Source organism: Cupriavidus sp. CP313 (genome assembly GCF_054072015.1).
Genome location: NZ_JBSVZB010000005.1, coordinates 41,387 through 57,600, shown reverse-complemented (window position 1 = coordinate 57,600; position 16,214 = coordinate 41,387). Strand labels below are relative to the sequence as shown.

Genomic DNA, 16,214 nt, shown 5'->3' with positions numbered 1-16,214 from the left:
CGAGATGCCTGCGAACCGGTTGTCCGGTTCGTGGGCCATTCGCTTCGGGGCGTCGTTGCCCGGGATGCTCCTTTTCGGAGCATGTCATCGCGACTTGCCAGTTTGTTTCAAGGCCGCCGTTGGCCTGTGTGTCCCCTACGCAATATCTATGCCATAGCTCGCGGAAGTTGCATCAGGCCTTCAGGCTTCCTTCGGCGGCACCTGCCTCGTGCTGCTGCAGCAGCCAGTCGCGAAACACCTTCAGCGCCCGCATCTGTGCCGACGCCGGCGGATAGACCAGGTAATAGCCCTTCGGATGCTGCCAGACTGCGTTGGAAAGGCGCTCCAGCTTGCCGGTGGCCAGCAGGTCCCCGGTCATGTAAGCGGGCAGCAGCGCCACGCCCATCCCCGCCACCGTGGCGTTCAGCGCCATTGACATCACCTCGTAGCGCGGCCCTTCGTGACCCGGGCTGGCTTCGATGCCTTGCCGTGCGAACCAGCCTTCCCATGCGTCGGGCAGCGTCAGGTGCTGGATCAGCGCCGACCGCGGCGTGCCGGCGTCGATCGTCCGGCCATGCGCGGCCACCCATGACGGCGCGGCATAGGGCGATAGCTGCAGCGGCACCACGAAATCGTTATGCAGGCCCGGCCGCTGGCCGTCGCCGAACTCCAGCGAGGCATCCACGGCCGCGGTGCTGAAGTCCACCGGACCCACGCGCGTGCGCAGGTTCAGGGTGGTCTCGCCGTGCGCGCGCGTAAACGCGGGCAGGCGCGGAATCAGCCAGTAGCTGCCCAGCGACACACCCACCGAGAGCGACAGGGCGCCACCCCTGCCCTTGAGGGCCATCACGTTCATGGTGGCCCGCTCCAGTTGCCGCAGCAGCGGTGCAATTTCAGCCAGGTATTCGCGCCCCGCATCGGTGAGCGCCATGGCGTCGCGCCGGCCGCTGAAGAGCGGCACCCCGAGGCGGTCTTCCAGGGTCTGGATCTGGCGGCTGACCGCGCCCTGGGTCAGGTTCAGCTCGCGTGCCGCGGCAGTGAACGAGCGCAGGCGGGCGCTGGCTTCAAAGCACGCCAGGGACTGGGTGGAGGGTGGGCGGAACATTGGACTTCATGAGAATAGTGCAGGTATCGGTAGGAAATTTCTTGGCAATTCCGGTCAGTTCGTCTCACCTGCATGAGGGAAGCTCATGATAACCGCAGCAAAAGTGGTTTGCCAGGCAATGGCCGCGGATCGGATCATCACGGGCATGAATTCCTGACAGCGCTTCGCCGGCCGCGAAGTGCCTGTCCGAACCTGGCGGATTGGAAGATGCTTGATCTCATTATCGAAGGCGGCACCGTGATCGATGGCACCGGTGCGCCGCGCAAGGCGTGCGACGTCGGTATCCGCTCAGGCCGGATCGCACAGCTGGGCGACCTGCGCGGCGCCGCGGCCCGGGCCCGCCAGGACGCTGCCGGCCGCATCGTCGCACCCGGCTTCATCGATGTGCACACCCACGACGACCGCCTGCTGCTCGAAGCGCCGCAGGGGGCGCATCCCAAGCTGTCGCAGGGCATTACCACGGTGATCACCGGCAACTGCGGCATCAGCCTGGCGCCGCTGCTGACCGATAACCCGCCAGCACCGCTGGACCTGCTGGGCGACGACGCCTGGCGCTTCGAGCGTTTTGCCAGCTACCTCGATGCACTGGAGGCCGGGGGGCCGGCGCTCAACGCGGCCTGCCTGGTCGGCCATTCGACCTTGCGCGTGCGCCATATGGGCAGGCTCGACCGGCCAGCCACCGGGCGCGAAGCCGAGCGCATGGCGCAGGACCTTGCCGAGGCGCTGGAGGCGGGTGCCATCGGCATGTCCACGGGCCTTTACTATCCGCCGGCGCGCGCCGCCACGGCCGACGAAGTGATCGCCGTGGGCGCGCCACTGGTGGATGCCGCAGGCATCATCACCATGCATATCCGCGACGAGGGCGACGCCATCGAAGACGCCATGCGCGAGGCACTGCATATCGGGCGCGAACTGGGCATCGACACCGTGCTGTCGCACCACAAGCTGGTCGGGCGCAGCAACCACGGCCGCTCGGTGCAGACGCTTGCCATGCTGGAGCAGGCCGCGCGCGAGCAATCGGTGTGCATCGACTGCTACCCCTACAACGCTTCGTCGACGATGCTGCTGGCATCGCGCGTGCGCCAGTCCGACGATGTGCTCGTGACCTGGTCCAGGTCCGACCCGTCCGCGGCGGGCAAGTCGCTGTTCAGGCTCGCGCGCGAGCGCAATCTCGATCCGGAGGCACTGGCGCAGGCGCTGACGCCGGCCGGCGCGGTGTACTTCGCCATGAGCGAGGACGACGTCGAACGCATCCTGGCGCACCCGCTCACCATGATCGGCTCCGACGGCCTCGCCCACGATCAGAGCCCGCACCCGCGCCTGTGGGGCAGTTTCCCGCGCGTGCTGGGGCATTACGCGCGCCGGCGCGGGCTGTTTTCACTGGAAACGGCGGTCCACAAGATGACGGGGCTGAGCGCGCGGCGCTTCGGCCTGCCGCGCCGCGGCACCATCGCGGCCGGCAATTTTGCCGACCTGGTGATCTTCGACGAGGCTCGCGTGGCTGACCGCGCTTCCTTCGAGCAACCCACTGAAGTCAGCGCCGGTATCGACGCTGTCTTCGTCAACGGGCGCCTGGCCTGGGGGCACGGCCGCAGCTGGGATGTCCATGCCGGCCATGTGATCCGCCGCCGCGCCGGCTCGGGCCAGGACTGAAACGCCGCCAGGCACGCACTGGTTCGACCGCGCTCCCAAAGCCGATCCACCCCACGATCCCATCCAATACACGAAGGAGACATGTGAAGCATCCCGACAACCTGGGCGCGCCGGGCGCCCATGCGGCGGCGCCCGCGCCGCTCTATTCACGGCCGCGCAAGACGTTCCTGCTCGCCATGCTGTTGCTGTCATGGATTCTCGGCAATGCCGACCGCATGGCGATGAGCGTGTCGATAAGAATGAATTCAACCTCGACGCGCGTTCGGCCGGCCTGTTGCTGAGCGCCTTCTATGTGAGCTACGCGCTCATGCAGCTTGCCGCTGGCTGGCTCGGAGACCGCTTCGGTGCGCGCGTCATCCTGGTGTTCTCGGTGGCGTGCTGGTCGGTCTTCACCGGGGCCACCGGCATGGCCACCACCTTTGCCATGCTGTTCGTGATCCGCGTGCTGTTCGGCATCGGCGAGGGCGGCTTCGCGCCGGCCAGTTCGGTGACCATCGCCGAGGCCTTTCCCAAGCCCGAGCGCGCGCGGGCCAAGTCGCTGGTGATCGGGGCTTCGTTCCTCGGCAGCGCGATCGGCTCGGGCGCCATCGCCGCGCTGATCCACAGCCATGGCTGGCGCTTTGCCTACCATGTCTTCGGCCTGTTCGGGATCCTCGTGGCCGTGGTGCTGTGGTTTGCCGTCAAGCGTCCGCCGCGGCGCCCGAAGCAGGCGGGCAAGGCGGCGTTCAGCGCGCTGCTGCGCTCACTGGTGCTGCGCAAGACCATGCTGATCTTCTTCTTTGCCAACATCGTGTACGTGGCGCTGGTGTCGTGGATGCCGTCCTTCCTCATCAGGGTGCGCCACATCGACATCCTGCACGCCGGCATGGCCTCGGCGGTGCCCTATGTGGTGGCCTTTGTCTGCCTGATCGTGGTGGGCTGGCTGCTCGACAAGGTCGGCCAGGGCCGCGAACGCGTGTTCATGGCGGTCGGCGCCACCGCCATGGCCGTCTTCATCGCACTGATGGCCTATGCCGAATCGCTGCCGGCGATGCTCACGCTGTGGACGCTTGCGCTGATGGGCTACACGGTGGTGTATGGCACGGTCTTTGCCATCCCGCTCAAGCATATTCCGGATGAATCGGTGGGCTCGGCCGCCGGCATCATCAACTTCGGCGGCCAGCTCGCAGCGGCCATTTCGCCGGCGCTGATCGGCCTGCTGATGGACGTGGTGCCCGGCTCCTACGTGCTGCCCTACGCGGCACTGCTGGTATCCGCCCTGGGCGCGCTGGCGGTGGCGCTCACGTGGCGTCCGGGCAGCCATGCCAGCGGGTCCGGCGAGGCCGCCGGCGTGGCAGCCTGAGCCGCATTGCGATGGGGGCCAGCATGACCGTAAAGGTATTGGGCGTCGCCTCTGGCCAGCATGCCGCCAACGGCGCCGCGCTGATGGCGGAGCTGGCGCAGAGCCCGGCCGCGGCGGGCGGGGTCCGCTTCCTGATGGAGCCGTCGCATCCGCTTGCGGCCCTCATGCCCGCCAGCGCTGTCAGCGCGCAGGCCGAGCGCCTGCGCGTGCTGCAGCAATGCCAGGCATTGCAGGCGGCGGGCGCGAGCCGCATCCTGGTGCCCTGCCTGGCCGCACAGGCCGTGCTGGCGCTGTTGCAGGCCGAACTGGACGTGCCGCTGGTGAGCCTGGCCGCCGCGCTGCGCGATCGCCTGGCCGGCGTAGCGCAGCCGGGCGACCCGATTGGCGTGCTGGCGGCCGACGATGCGCGCGACACGGGCTTCTTCGGCCATGCGCTGGGCACGAACTACCGCGTGGTCTACCTGACGCCAGGGGAGGGCGGAGCAGGGAGGCAAGCCGACGTGCGCGCAATCGTGCGCGTACAGCGGCATGGCGTGCCGCCGCCTTGGCCCGACGATGTCGTGGTGATCGACCTCTTCCAGGTCTACGCAGATTACGCGCTGCGTCTTGACGACTGCGGCGAGCCGCAGCGTGCGCGCTTCAAGCTTGGCATCGTGGGTGGCATCGGCCCGGCGGCAACGGTGGACTTCATGGCAAAGATCGTGCGCAACACCAGCGCCGCAAAGGACCAGGACCACATCAAGCTGCTGGTTGAGCAGAACCCGCAGATCCCTGACCGCACCGCCCATCTGCTGCACCAGGCGGACGACCCGACGCTCGCGCTATACGCGACCTGCCGGCGCCTGGAAGCGGGCGGCGCGAGCGCGATCGCCTTGCCCTGCAATACCGCGCACGCCTTTGTCGAGCGCATCCAGCCATATCTCGGCATTCCCATCATCAATATGCTGCAAGAGACCGTGGATGACATCGTCCGCCGCTACGGCGCGGGCAGCACGGTGGGCTTGCTGGCTACCTCTGGCACGGTGGCCAGCCGCGTCTATCACAGCGTGGCACAGCCGCTGCTTACCGTACTCACGCCCGAGCCTGCCTTCCAGCAGCGCGTGATGAACGCCATCTACGGGCCGCGCGGCGTCAAGGCCGGCTACACCGACGGAGCCTGCCGCGACGACCTGCTGGCCGCGATCGACCACCTGGCCGCGCGCGGCGCTGCCGTGATGATCCTGGGCTGCACCGAACTGCCGTTGATCATCGCGCAGACTGACCACCACAGCGCGGCTGGCAAGACCGTGGCGGTGGTAGACCCGACCAATGTGCTGGCCCGGCGTTGCGTACAGATTGCGCAGACTTATGCCGTGCCCGCGCCGCCGGGAGCCGCCGGCCTGACCCCTTCATTCGTCCGACAACCCTTCCCAATCTCTGAATTCACCGTGGAACGCAACATGGCACCGCAATCTGGCCGCAAGGAATACGACCTGCTTGGCGAACGGGACGTCCCCGCCGCCGCCTACTATGGCATCCACACCTTGCGCGCCCAGGAGAACTTCCGGATTTCCGGCAATACCGTGTCCGACTGCCCGGAGCTGATCGTCGCGCTGGCATCGGTCAAGCAGGCCGCCGCCGAGGCCAATGCCGAACTGGGCCTGCTGGCGGCCGACAAGGCCGAGGCCATCACGCGTGCCTGCGTTGAAGTGCGCGACGGCCGGCTGCACGAGCAGTTCGTGGTCGACATGATCCAGGGCGGCGCCGGCACCTCGACCAACATGAACGCCAACGAGGTGATCTGCAACCGCGCGCTCGAACTGATGGGTTACGGCCGTGGCGACTACCAGCACCTGCACCCGAACGAGCACGTCAACCTTGCGCAGAGCACCAATGACGTCTATCCGACCGCGCTGCGCATTGCCACCTGCTACGCCATCGAGCATTTGCTGGAAGTGATGGAGGCCCTGCGCGATGCCTTCAGCGAGAAGTCCGTCGAGTTTGCCGGCTTGCTCAAGCTGGGCCGCACGCAGCTGCAGGACGCCGTGCCGATGACCCTGGGCCAGGAGTTCTCCACCTATGCCGTCATGATCGATGAAGACATGGCGCGCCTGCGCGAAGTGTCGGCCCTGGCGCGCGAGGTCAACCTCGGTGCCACCGCGATTGGCACCGGCATCACCGCGCACCCGGAGTACGCGGCGAAAGCCGTGGCTGCCCTGAGCCGCATTTCCGGCATTGCACTGGCCGGCGCGCCCAACCTGATCGAAGCCACGCAGGACTGCGGCGCCTTTGTGCAGATTTCCGGTGTGCTCAAGCGCATTGCGGTAAAGCTTTCAAAGATCTGCAATGACCTGCGCCTGCTCTCCAGCGGCCCGCGCGCGGGCTTTGGCGAAATCAACCTGCCTGCCATGCAGGCGGGCTCGTCGATCATGCCGGGCAAGGTCAACCCGGTGATTCCGGAAGTGGTGAACCAGGTGGCATTCGAAGTGTTCGGCAATGACGTGACCGTGACCTTCGCCGCCGAGGGTGGCCAGCTGCAGCTGAATGCCTTCGAGCCCATCATCGCTGCCAGTCTCTTCCGCAGTTTCCGCCACCTGACCAACGCCTGCGCCACGCTCACGGAACGTTGCGTGCGCGGCATTACCGCCAATCCGCAGCGCCTGCGTGAAAATCTCGAGAACTCGGTAGCGCTGGCTACCGCGCTGAATCCGTACATCGGCTACAAGAATGCCACTGCCGTGGCGGCACAAGCGCATGCCGAAGGCAGTACCATCCGCGACGTGGTGCTGCGACGGCAACTCATGACCGAGGCGCAGCTGGACGAGGCCTTGCAGCCAGAGGCCCTGATCCGGCCGCGGGTGTATTGAGCGTTGGCGCGACAGCGCAACAAAAGGAGGCGCACGCATGAACGGATCCCGTCCCGTCCTGATGCTGCTGCCCGGGCTGCTGTGCGACCATGCAGCGTGGGCCGGGCCCGCGCAGCGGCTGACGGCGCTTGCGGACTGCCGCATTGCATCGTGGGGCATGCTCGACAGCATCGAGGCCATGGCGTCGCACCTGCTGGCCAGCGTGCCGGAACCGCGCTTTGCGCTGGCCGGCCATTCGATGGGCGGCCGTGTCGCGCTGGAAGTCATACGCCAGGCGCCACACCGCGTGGAACGGCTGGCGTTGCTCGACACCGGCTTCCAGCCCCTACCGCCAGGCCCGCTGGGCGGCAGGGAGCGCGAAGCGCGCGGCGCACTGCTGGCACAGGCGTGCAGTGTGGGCATGCGGGCGATGGGGCGCAATTGGGCCACGGGCATGGTGCATCCCGATCGCGTCGGCTCGCTGCTGTTCGATGAGATTCTCGACATGATCGAGCGCAGCACCCCCGGACAGTTTGCCGCGCAGGTGCGGGCGTTGCTCGGGCGTCCGGACGCATCGGCGCTGCTGCCGGCCATTACCTGCCCGACGCTGCTGCTGTGCGGCCGCCAGGATCACTGGAACCCCCTGGACAGCCACGTGGACATGCGTGAGCGGATCCCGGCGGCGCGGCTTGAAGTGATCGAGAATGCGGGGCACATGATCACCATGGAAGCGCCGCAAGCGGTGGCCGAGACTATCGCCGCATGGCTGACGGAGGATTCCGCAGAGATCCGGCGCGACCCCGGTTGGGCCTGACGCGGCCCGCAGCCAGCCAACGGCTTCGCAAATCGCCCGTACTGAATCCACCCGTGCGCATGTGACGCATGCCGGATTGCCGTGGGCCATGGCGCACCTATACTGGAGTCGAGTGACGAATCATTCGAAACCGGGGGTATCGGTCGCTCATTGTTGTGCGCCTTGCGGGCTCGCACTTTCGGACGCATGGCGATGACGCATCGGAAGTGAGCGCCTATGCCGGCAACTATGCAGGCAAGGAGGCAATCATGTTCAAGCATCTCCTGCTGGCGGTCGATGGCTCCGACCTGTCTGAATCGGCGTTCCGCAAGGCTCTCACGCTGGCGCGGGACATGGGGGCGCGTACCACCGTGGTGCGGGTCTGTCCGAACTACCACGTGCTGACCTACCAGGTCGAGATGCTGGAGGACACGCGCGAAACCTACGTGAAGGAGGCCTGGGAAAACGCGACCCGCTACCTGCGCGGACTGGCCGACGAGGCTGGCGCCGCGGGCGTGGCCTGTGAAACGGCCTACGTCGTCAATGACCATCCCTATGAGGCCATCATCAAGACGGCCGAGGAAAAGGACTGCGACCTGATCGTGATGGCTTCGCACGGGCGGCGCGGGGTCCAGGGCATGCTGATCGGCAGCGAAACCCTGAAGGTGCTGACCCACAGCAAGATCCCGGTGCTGGTGTACCGGTAGGCGGCGCCTAGCGCCGCCGGCGCAGCGCGCCCGCCTGCACGCGTTGCCGCATCCGCGCCGCCAGGCGCGGCAGTGAACCTGTGCGCCAGCGGCTGCGCAGGTCGTCGGTCAGCGGCACTGCGATCAGCCCCAGCAGCAGCGCGGCCAGCGGCAGCGTGGCGCTGAAACCCAGGTGCTTGAACCCCAGCGCGCCGGCGACGCCGCCGGCAAAGAACAGCGTGACCAGCACCACCAGCAGGCGCAGCTTGCGCCGGTTGGCGAGCACGCGGGGCAGGGGGCGCGCTTGTGTGCGTGATGGCGTGCGCGCCGGCCCGGCTGCGTTCCAGTAGCACAGCTTACCCAGCTCGATGCCGATATCGGTGACCATGCCAGTGAGGTGGGTGGTGCGGATCTCGGCGTTCGAGAGCTTGGTGATCATTGCATTCTGCAGCCCCATGATGAAGCACAGCAGCATCACCGTGGCTGGCACGAACAGCCACTGGTGCTGCCCCAGGTTGCCGCCGATCAGGCCGAAGCACAGCAGCAGCCCCGCCTCCAGCGCCAGCGGCAGCGCGTATTCACTATGCAGCCGCTCGCGCCGCCCCCAGTTGACCAGCACCGCCGAGCACGCGGCGCCGCCGAGAAACGACAGCAGCGCCCCGACCCCATCCAGCACCAGCGCGAAGCTGCCCAGCGCCAGGTTGTCGGCCATGGCTGAGACCACGCCGGACATATGCGAGGTGTATTGCTGCACGGCCAGGAAGCCGCCGGCATTGATGGCGCCTGCGACAAAGCAGAGGTAGCCGGCCAGGTGCCGGTTGGCGTGGGGGCTGCGCCGCTTCCCAGTCAGTTTGCGCAGGTACAGGATCGGCATGGCGATGGGGCGGCGTCTGGCGGATTGGGAAGGGAGGCGGAGGACCTGCGTTGCCGCTACCGGGTGTCCCGGGACCGGGCAAGGGCGTGCCAGGCGTCGGGGGCGGCGGCAACCGCCTCGCCGCGCTTCATGCGGCGGGCAGTCGGTGTCAGCTTCAGGGCATGCACGGCTTCCAGCACCCGCGCGCGTGCCAGCAGCGTCTGCAGCGACGGCAGCCGGGGCGGGCCTTTCCAGGCAAACAACGTGTAGTTGCAGCTGTCCTCGGCGCGTGCGACCGACATCGAGGCCCCGAACACGGCGCGCACCGCGCCCAGGTAGTGCGGCATGCCGCGGTCGCTTGCAAGGAAGTTGGCCACCAGCACGCCGTCGTCGGCCAGCCGCGCGTGGCAGGCCGCGTAGAAGCCGGCAGAGCCAAGCTGCAGCGGCATGCCGTCAGCCAGGAAGCCGTCGACGAGGATGACCTCGGGGCGCGCTTCCCGGCCCCTGACGTACTCGGCGCCATCGGCACAGACCACCTGCAGGCGGGCATCGTCGGGCGGAATGCGGAAGCGCTCGCGCAGTGCGATCACCGCTGGGTCGATCTCGACAGCGACCACCCGCGTGGCAGGCAGGTGCCGGTAGCAATACTTGACCAGCGAGCCTCCGCCGAGCCCGATCACCGAAATCCGTGCCGGCGACGGATGCAGCAGCAGGAATCCCATCATGGTGCGCGTGTAGCCCAGCACCAGCCGGTCGGGATTGCGCCGCGACATGAAGCTCTGCGTGGCCAGCACGTCGAAGTGCAGCGACAGGGCGGTCTCGGTCTCCAGCACCACGGGCGTGCCGTCGCGCGGGGCTTCGGCCAGGAACCGCATATAGGACTCAAAGGACGTGCGGCCGCTATCCGCGGCGATGCCGGGGTCGGCGTCCGGTTTGCGTTCGTTCATGGCTGGCCGTTCCCTGGTCCGAGCAGTTGTGCGATGGCCCTGACCGCGGCGACTTCGTCCGGGCCGTCGGCCTGGATGCGCAGCACGGTGCCTGGCGGCGTGCGCAGGCGCATGACGGCCATCACGTCGTGCGCATCGGCCGAGCCGGAGTCCGTGACCAGCACAATGCGGCTGGCAAAGCGGCTGGCCACCAGGCTCACGCGTGCCGAGCCACGTCCCTGGAAACCCTTGCCGGCGGCGATGTTGAGGGTCGCCTCGATCACGGCAGCCTTGCGCAATGCAGGACCCGGGGGGCGGGACCGGTCGGCTGGCTGGGGCGGGCAAGGTGGCGGGTGGCGCTCGCGGGTATCGCGGACATCGGGGACATCTGTTGCAGTCACATATGATGTTAATCGTATTATCATATCCCAGCACCCGCGCCGGTGGCTGCATCCGGCCAGGAAATGCCATGCCCGGTCCCGCGGTTGTGGAGAAACCGCCCTTTGCGGGCTGTGCCAGGCCGCCTGCCCATCCCGGAAACTGGATTTGTGGCGTGCGCTTCTGGCATCCTGACGGTCTGTCCTGATGTCCGGCCTGCCCGGAACACTGCCATGCCACTTTCCGACTGGACCCACGAAGCCATCCGCAAGATCGATGCGGATTTCAACCGTTCCGCCGACACCCACCTGATCCCGCTAGACCTGCCGGGCTACCCTGACATCCGCGTCTATTTCAAGGACGAGTCCAGCCATCCGACCGGCAGCCTCAAGCACCGGCTGGCGCGGTCGCTGTTCCTGTACGCGCTGTGCAACGGCTGGCTGCATGAGGGCAGCACGGTGGTGGAGGCATCCAGCGGCTCGACCGCGATCTCCGAGGCTTACTTTGCGCGGCTGCTCGGGCTGCCCTTCGTGGCGGTGATCCCGGCGGGCACCTCGCGCGCCAAGATCGAGGCGATCGAGTTCTACGGCGGGCACTGCCACCTGGTGGACAGCCCGTCCGAGATCTACGCCGCCTCGCGCAGCATCGCGCAGGAGACGGGCGGGCATTTCATGGACCAGTTCACCTACGCCGAGCGCGCCACCGACTGGCGCGCCAACAACAATATCGCCGAGTCGATCTTCAAGCAGATGGCGCAGGAACAGCATGCGGTGCCGGCCTGGCTGGTATCGAGCGGCGGCACTGGCGGCACCATCGCCACGCTGGGCCGCTATGTGGCCTACCGCCGCCACAAGACCCGCGTGATGTGCGCGGATCCGGAGAACTCGGTGTTCTTCGACTACTTCCGCAGCTGCCTGGACGGCAAGCCGCAGCCGGACCTGTCCCTGGCGGAGGGCTCGCGCATTGAAGGCATCGGCCGGCCGCGCGTCGAGCATTCGTTCATCCCGACCTGCATCGACGCCATGCTGAAGGTGCCGGATGCGCTCTCGTTCGCGGCCATGCGCTACCTGGCCGGGCGCTTCGGGCGCCGCGTGGGCGGATCCACCGGCACCAATTTCGTCGGCGTGCTGTACCTGGCCCAGCAGATGCACGCGGCGGGTGAGGGCGGCGCCATCGTCAGCCTGCTGTGCGACAGCGGCGAGCGCTACGGCAACACCTATTACGACGATGCCTGGTACACCGCACAGGGCATTGCCATCGAGTCGGCCGATGCGCTGGTGGCGCGCGCGGTCAATGGCGAGGCCGTGCTGACGCCGCAGGCGGTGGCGGGGCTGCAGTCGGCCGGCGCCGGCATTGCGGCGGGCGGCTGAAACCCGGCGCCCTGCCTTTCTGTCACAATGCCGGCGGCTGGCGCGCCGGCCATTGATTAAAAGGTAAATTCCCTATGCGTATCTTCGGCATCAGCATCCATATCATCGTCGCACTGTTCTTTGCGGTGCACGCGGTGCGCACGCACCAGAACATGTACTGGCTGCTGATCCTGTTCCTGTTCCCAGGGCTGGGCAGCGTGGTGTATTTCTTCGCGATCTACCTGCCCGGGCTGCGCCAGTCGCGCGGCGCGCGTGCGGCCACGCGTGCCATCACGCAACTGGTCGATCCGAACCGCGCGGTGCGCGAGGCCCGCTCAGACTTTGACCGCGCCCCGACAGTGGCGCACCGCATGCGCCTGGGCGCCGCGCTGCTGGCGGCCGGGGAGCCGTCGGAAGCCCTGCAGCACTACCAGGCAGCGGCCAACGGACCGTTTGCGACCGATCCGGCGCTGCTGCAGGGACTGGCGCAGGCGCAGTTCGCAACCAACGATGCCGGCGGCGCGCTGGCAACGCTGGAGAAGCTGTTCGCCGCCAATCCGCAGTCGCGCCAGCAGCCCGATCCGGCCTTGCTGTTTGCGCGCGCGCTGGCGGCCACCGGTGCATCCGGCACGCGGGCCGCGTTCGAGCAGGCGCTGACCAGTGCCAGCGATGCCGCGCCGCGCTGCCTCTTTGGCGACTGGCTGGCGGCGCAGCCCGACGCCGCTGACCGCGAACGCGCGCTGCAGCTCTATGCCGATATCGTCCACGACGCCCGCCACTGGCCGCGCCACGCCCGCGAACACAATCGCGAATGGCTGCAGCGCGCGCAGTCGGCGCTGGGCAAGTAATCCGCGTTTCCCCCATCCATGCCGGAACGGGTGCTGAACGCCTTTCTCGACAACATGACCCTACTGAAACGCAAATCGATTGAAGCCGTGGCCTCGCGCCGTCCGGCACGTGGCACCCGCACCCGTGGCGAGGCGCCGGCACGCGAAGAAAAACGCATGACGCCGCGCTTCGCGCCGGTGACCTTCTCGGAAATGGAAGGGGTGCGCTACCTGCACTTCGGCACCGAGTGGGTGCAGGGCGCGATGCGCCTGCGCAAGCCCGATGCGATCGAGTTGGAATACGCGCAGCAGATGATGGCCTGGCTGCTGTTCCTGTCGCCGTCGGTCGAAGAATTCCACGTGGTGCAGCTGGGCCTGGGCGCCGCGGCGCTGACCAAGTTCTGCCACCGCCAGTTCAACCGCGCGCGCGTGACCGCGGTGGAGCTGAACCCCGCGGTGATCATCGCCGGGCGCAGCATGTTCGGCCTGCGCGAGGACGATGCGCGCCTGACCGTGCGCGAGCAGGATGCCTGGGACTACGTCATGGACGGCACCCACGCCGGCGCCATCGACGTGCTGCAGGTGGACCTGTACGACGCCACCGCGCGCGGCCCGGTGCTGGACACCACCGCGTTCTACCGCGCTTGCCGCCGCACGCTGAAGGCACCTGGGGTGATGACCATCAACCTGTTCGGCGACCACGACAGCTTTCCGAAGAATATCGAACGCATCTGCGATGCCTTCGACAACCGCGTGCTGGTGTTCCCGGAAGTGCACGACGGCAACATCATCGCGATGGCCTTCAACGGGCCGGATATCGATGTGTCGTGGGAAGCGCTGGAGGGGCGTGCCGAGGTGGTGGAAAAGACCACCGGCCTGCCGGCGTGCGACTGGGTGCAGAAGCTGCGCGCAGCGAATGCGCGGCAGGAAGAGCGGTTGAAGATCTGAGGAACGGCCGCTCTCCCGCTGCGCGCGAGAGCGGCAGCGGGCAGCCCCGCGCTCACTCCTTGTGGAAGAACTGCGCCAGCGACCACTCGTCGGTGCGCGCCTCGTACTTCAGTCCCTTCTTCATCGCCCACATTGCCAGCTGGCTGTGCGACGGAATGATTGCGTGGTCAGCCAGCGCAAATTTGGCCGCGGTACGGGCATTCTCTTCACGCGCCTTGTCGCTGCTGACGGTGGTCAGCGACTTCTCGATCAGCTGGTCCAGTTGCGGGTTGCTGTACTTGCCCCAGTTCCAGGTGCCATAGCCGGTCTTGGGGTTGGGCGTGCCGGTGATCGAGCGCAGTGCCACGTCGGCCGCGGCCGAACCCCAGCCCAGCATCTGGAAGGCGAACTCGCCCTGGCGTGCGCGCGTGAAGTAGGCCGCCACCGGCATCGTCTCCACCTTGGTCTGGATGCCGATGCGCGTCAGCATGCTGGCGGTGGCCTGCGCCACCGCGGCGTCGTTCAGGTAGCGGTTGTTGGTGGCGTGCAGCGTCAGGCCGAAGCCGTCGGGGTAGCCTGCGGCCGCCAGCAGCTTTTTCGCGCCTTCCGGATCATAGCCTTCGGGCCTGGTGCCCGGATGCCCGAAGATCTGCGGCGACACGATCGACGATGCCGGCACCGCCAGCCCTTCCATGATGCGGCTGACGATGGCGTCGCGGTTCAGCGACTTGCTGATTGCGGCGCGCACGCGTGCGTCCTTGAACGGGTTCTTGCCCAGCGGCTTGCCGGCCTTGTCGGTGACAAAGGGCGGGTTGTCGCGCGACTGGTCCATCTGCCAGAAGATGGTGCGCCACGACACCTGCTGCTCGACCTTGAACCTGGGGTTCTGCTTGAGCCTGGCCACGTCGGCCGAGGGCACGCTCTCAATCACGTCGACGTCGCCTGCCAGCAGCGCGGCACTGCGTGCGCCGTTGTCGGTGATGATGCGGAACACGGCACGGTCCCACTCGGGCTTGGGGCCCCAGTAGTCGGGGTTGCGCTCCATCACGATTTCCTGCCCACGTGCAAAGCGCACGAACTTGAACGGGCCGGTGCCGATCATCGCCTTGCCTGAGTCGAAGTCCGCCTGCGTCAGCGTGGCGGCGACCTTCTTCGGCATGATCGGCACGCTGTTCAGGTCGTTGGCCAGGTTGGCGTAATTGGGCACGCTCATGGTCAGGCGCACCGTCAGCGGGTCGGGCGTGTCGATGCGCGCGATCGGCTTGGTGTAGCTGGTGAACGAGCCCGGGCTGTTGACCAGCTTCTCCGGGCGCTCCAGCGAGGCCTTGACGTCCTCGCTGGTAAAGGGCGAGCCGTCGTGCCACTTCACGTTGGGGCGCAGCTTGATCTCCCAGGTGATGGCGTTGACCGGCTTCCACGACAGCGCCAGGCCGGGGATGTAGCGCGCGTTCTTGTCCATGAACACCAGCGACTCGAACACATGCAGCGCGATGGCGTTGTTGGGGCCCGAGTTGTTCCAGTGCGGATCCATCGAGGTCACGTCGGCCGCCAGGCCGATGCGCAGGTCTTCGGCGTGGGCGGCACCCGCCGGCAGCAGCGTGAAGGCGGCGCTGCCCAGCACCAGCGCGGCGGCGGCATGGAGCACGGCGCGACGGGCAGGGCGGCGGGGCGGACGTTGCGGCGGCAGGGCGTGGGTCGGTGTCATCTGGCTGGCTCCTCGTACGGGTCCGCGCGGGCGCGGGCGGGTTCTCAGGCGGGTTGTCCCGCATTGTGCCGCTAAAGTGGCTTGGTTGCAGCCTTTGGCGCGGGCTGCCAAGCCGATGCGGGGCGGCGCCGTTAGAATGGCGCCCATGTTTGCCAATTCCCACACCATTGTCTCGGCCCAGGCCGATGTCCACGAACACCTGGCCGCGCGCGTCGCGCGCCACCTGGCCGAACCGTTCCGCAAGCCCATCGGCGAAGCCAGCCGGCGCGAGCTCGGTGCGGCGCTGCAAAGCTGGCAGCAGGCCGGCGGCGCGCCGCTGATCCTGGATGCGGGCTGCGGCGTGGGCGAAAGCACGCTGCGGCTGGCGACGGCGTTCCCGGATCACTTCGTGATCGGCATCGACCAGTCCGAGAAGCGCCTGGCCGCCGGCAAGGACTGGTGGGGCGAGGCGCCGATGCCCGCCAACTTCTGCTGGGCGCGGGCCGACCTGGTCGATGTCTGGCGTCTGCTGCAGGCCGAGGCCGTGTCGGTGGCGCGCCACTACGTGCTGTACCCGAACCCGTGGCCCAAGATCGGCCACCTGGGGCGGCGCTGGCAGGGGCATGCGGTGTTCCCGGCGCTGGCCGCCTGCGGCGACTACCTGGAGTGCCGCAGCAACTGGCGCATCTATATCGATGAGTTTGCCCAGGCGCTGGCGCTGGTCGGGCGCCCGGCGCAGGTAGAGGCGTGGCAGCCGGCCCAGCCGATGACGCCGTTCGAGCGCAAGTACGGGGCATCGGGCCATGGCTTGTGGCGCTGCGTCAGCGAGCGCAAGTCCGCCTGACCGGCTCGCCAATGAAAATCGGCCCGCGCATGCGGGCCGTCTT

General features: G+C 67.7%; 14 protein-coding genes and 2 pseudogenes. 11 read left to right on the top strand and 5 right to left on the bottom strand.

Annotated features, from left to right (window positions below):
• Positions 1-172: 172 nt before the first annotated feature.
• On the bottom strand, positions 173-1,084 hold the full coding sequence (locus tag ACW4E8_RS08870; protein ID WP_456804158.1) for a LysR substrate-binding domain-containing protein: 912 nt from the start codon (positions 1,082-1,084) through the stop codon (positions 173-175).
• Between the two features lie 207 nt (positions 1,085-1,291).
• Here ACW4E8_RS08870 and ACW4E8_RS08865 point away from each other — a divergent pair, with 207 nt between their 5' ends.
• The 7 genes and pseudogenes from ACW4E8_RS08865 (at position 1,292) to ACW4E8_RS08835 (ending at position 8,404) form a co-directional block, all read left to right on the top strand.
• Entirely contained in the window at positions 1,292-2,737 is a 1,446-nt protein-coding gene (locus ACW4E8_RS08865; RefSeq protein WP_456804157.1) for an N-acyl-D-amino-acid deacylase family protein, read from the top strand.
• A gap of 83 nt (positions 2,738-2,820) precedes the next feature.
• Positions 2,821-3,018, top strand: a complete 198-nt coding sequence (locus tag ACW4E8_RS08860) for a hypothetical protein (RefSeq protein ID WP_456804156.1) — start codon at positions 2,821-2,823, stop codon at positions 3,016-3,018.
• A gap of 11 nt (positions 3,019-3,029) precedes the next feature.
• Positions 3,030-4,079: an MFS transporter gene (locus ACW4E8_RS08855; protein WP_456804155.1), complete on the top strand. Its 1,050-nt coding sequence runs from the start codon at positions 3,030-3,032 to the stop codon at positions 4,077-4,079.
• An 11-nt stretch (positions 4,080-4,090) separates the two neighbouring features.
• Positions 4,091-5,407 (top strand): annotated as a pseudogene (gene cuyB / locus ACW4E8_RS08850) (cysteate racemase); the annotation flags it as partial.
• Positions 5,408-5,518: 111 nt separating this feature from the next.
• Positions 5,519-6,925, top strand: a complete 1,407-nt coding sequence (aspA, locus tag ACW4E8_RS08845) for an aspartate ammonia-lyase (protein WP_456804421.1) — start codon at positions 5,519-5,521, stop codon at positions 6,923-6,925.
• Positions 6,926-6,962: 37 nt separating this feature from the next.
• Positions 6,963-7,718 carry an alpha/beta fold hydrolase gene (locus tag ACW4E8_RS08840; protein WP_456804154.1) on the top strand — a complete coding sequence of 252 codons (756 nt, stop codon included), beginning with the start codon at positions 6,963-6,965 and terminating at the stop codon, positions 7,716-7,718.
• Positions 7,719-7,966: 248 nt separating this feature from the next.
• Positions 7,967-8,404: a universal stress protein gene (locus ACW4E8_RS08835; RefSeq protein ID WP_456804153.1), complete on the top strand. Its 438-nt coding sequence runs from the start codon at positions 7,967-7,969 to the stop codon at positions 8,402-8,404.
• 43 nt (positions 8,405-8,447) lie between these two features.
• Here the strand turns inward: ACW4E8_RS08835 and ACW4E8_RS08830 are convergent.
• From ACW4E8_RS08830 to ACW4E8_RS08820, 3 genes and pseudogenes are all read right to left on the bottom strand, one after another.
• Positions 8,448-9,257: pseudogene (locus ACW4E8_RS08830) on the bottom strand (YoaK family protein); the annotation flags it as partial.
• 56 nt (positions 9,258-9,313) lie between these two features.
• Positions 9,314-10,183, bottom strand: coding sequence for a fused MFS/spermidine synthase (locus ACW4E8_RS08825; RefSeq protein ID WP_456804152.1), 870 nt, complete (start codon positions 10,181-10,183; stop codon positions 9,314-9,316).
• On the bottom strand, positions 10,180-10,446 hold the full coding sequence (locus ACW4E8_RS08820; protein ID WP_035817020.1) for an HPr family phosphocarrier protein: 267 nt from the start codon (positions 10,444-10,446) through the stop codon (positions 10,180-10,182). Before ACW4E8_RS08820 ends, ACW4E8_RS08825 begins: the two co-directional genes overlap by 4 nt.
• 327 nt (positions 10,447-10,773) lie before the next feature.
• Between ACW4E8_RS08820 and ACW4E8_RS08815 the strand changes: the two genes are divergently transcribed.
• The 3 genes from ACW4E8_RS08815 (at position 10,774) to ACW4E8_RS08805 (ending at position 13,664) form a co-directional block, all read left to right on the top strand.
• The gene (locus ACW4E8_RS08815; protein WP_456804151.1) at positions 10,774-11,910 is read left to right on the top strand and encodes a PLP-dependent cysteine synthase family protein; all 1,137 of its coding nucleotides are present in this window, start codon (positions 10,774-10,776) and stop codon (positions 11,908-11,910) included.
• A 74-nt stretch (positions 11,911-11,984) separates the two neighbouring features.
• Positions 11,985-12,737 carry a tetratricopeptide repeat protein gene (locus tag ACW4E8_RS08810; protein WP_456804150.1) on the top strand — a complete coding sequence of 251 codons (753 nt, stop codon included), beginning with the start codon at positions 11,985-11,987 and terminating at the stop codon, positions 12,735-12,737.
• A gap of 54 nt (positions 12,738-12,791) precedes the next feature.
• Positions 12,792-13,664, top strand: a complete 873-nt coding sequence (locus tag ACW4E8_RS08805) for a spermidine synthase (protein WP_456804149.1) — start codon at positions 12,792-12,794, stop codon at positions 13,662-13,664.
• A 52-nt stretch (positions 13,665-13,716) separates the two neighbouring features.
• Here ACW4E8_RS08805 and ACW4E8_RS08800 read toward each other — a convergent pair whose 3' ends face one another.
• Positions 13,717-15,348 carry an ABC transporter substrate-binding protein gene (locus ACW4E8_RS08800; RefSeq protein WP_456804148.1) on the bottom strand — a complete coding sequence of 544 codons (1,632 nt, stop codon included), beginning with the start codon at positions 15,346-15,348 and terminating at the stop codon, positions 13,717-13,719.
• Positions 15,349-15,484: 136 nt separating this feature from the next.
• Between ACW4E8_RS08800 and trmB the strand changes: the two genes are divergently transcribed.
• Positions 15,485-16,171: a tRNA (guanine(46)-N(7))-methyltransferase TrmB gene (trmB, locus tag ACW4E8_RS08795; RefSeq protein ID WP_456804147.1), complete on the top strand. Its 687-nt coding sequence runs from the start codon at positions 15,485-15,487 to the stop codon at positions 16,169-16,171.
• Positions 16,172-16,214 lie beyond the last annotated feature (43 nt).

Excerpts from the sequence above, each read along its gene's own strand:
- ACW4E8_RS08800 (WP_456804148.1), bottom strand. The coding sequence starts at position 15,348 with ATGACACCGACCCACGCCCTGCCGCCGCAACGTCCGCCCCGCCGCCCT.
- ACW4E8_RS08835 (WP_456804153.1), top strand. The coding sequence starts at position 7,967 with ATGTTCAAGCATCTCCTGCTGGCGGTCGATGGCTCCGACCTGTCTGAA.
- ACW4E8_RS08810 (WP_456804150.1), top strand. The coding sequence starts at position 11,985 with ATGCGTATCTTCGGCATCAGCATCCATATCATCGTCGCACTGTTCTTT.
- ACW4E8_RS08815 (WP_456804151.1), top strand. The coding sequence starts at position 10,774 with ATGCCACTTTCCGACTGGACCCACGAAGCCATCCGCAAGATCGATGCG.
- ACW4E8_RS08840 (WP_456804154.1), top strand. The coding sequence starts at position 6,963 with ATGAACGGATCCCGTCCCGTCCTGATGCTGCTGCCCGGGCTGCTGTGC.
- ACW4E8_RS08870 (WP_456804158.1), bottom strand. The coding sequence starts at position 1,084 with ATGTTCCGCCCACCCTCCACCCAGTCCCTGGCGTGCTTTGAAGCCAGC.
- trmB (WP_456804147.1), top strand. The coding sequence starts at position 15,485 with ATGGCGCCCATGTTTGCCAATTCCCACACCATTGTCTCGGCCCAGGCC.
- ACW4E8_RS08865 (WP_456804157.1), top strand. The coding sequence starts at position 1,292 with ATGCTTGATCTCATTATCGAAGGCGGCACCGTGATCGATGGCACCGGT.
- ACW4E8_RS08805 (WP_456804149.1), top strand. The coding sequence starts at position 12,792 with ATGACCCTACTGAAACGCAAATCGATTGAAGCCGTGGCCTCGCGCCGT.
- ACW4E8_RS08825 (WP_456804152.1), bottom strand. The coding sequence starts at position 10,183 with ATGAACGAACGCAAACCGGACGCCGACCCCGGCATCGCCGCGGATAGC.
- aspA (WP_456804421.1), top strand. The coding sequence starts at position 5,519 with ATGGCACCGCAATCTGGCCGCAAGGAATACGACCTGCTTGGCGAACGG.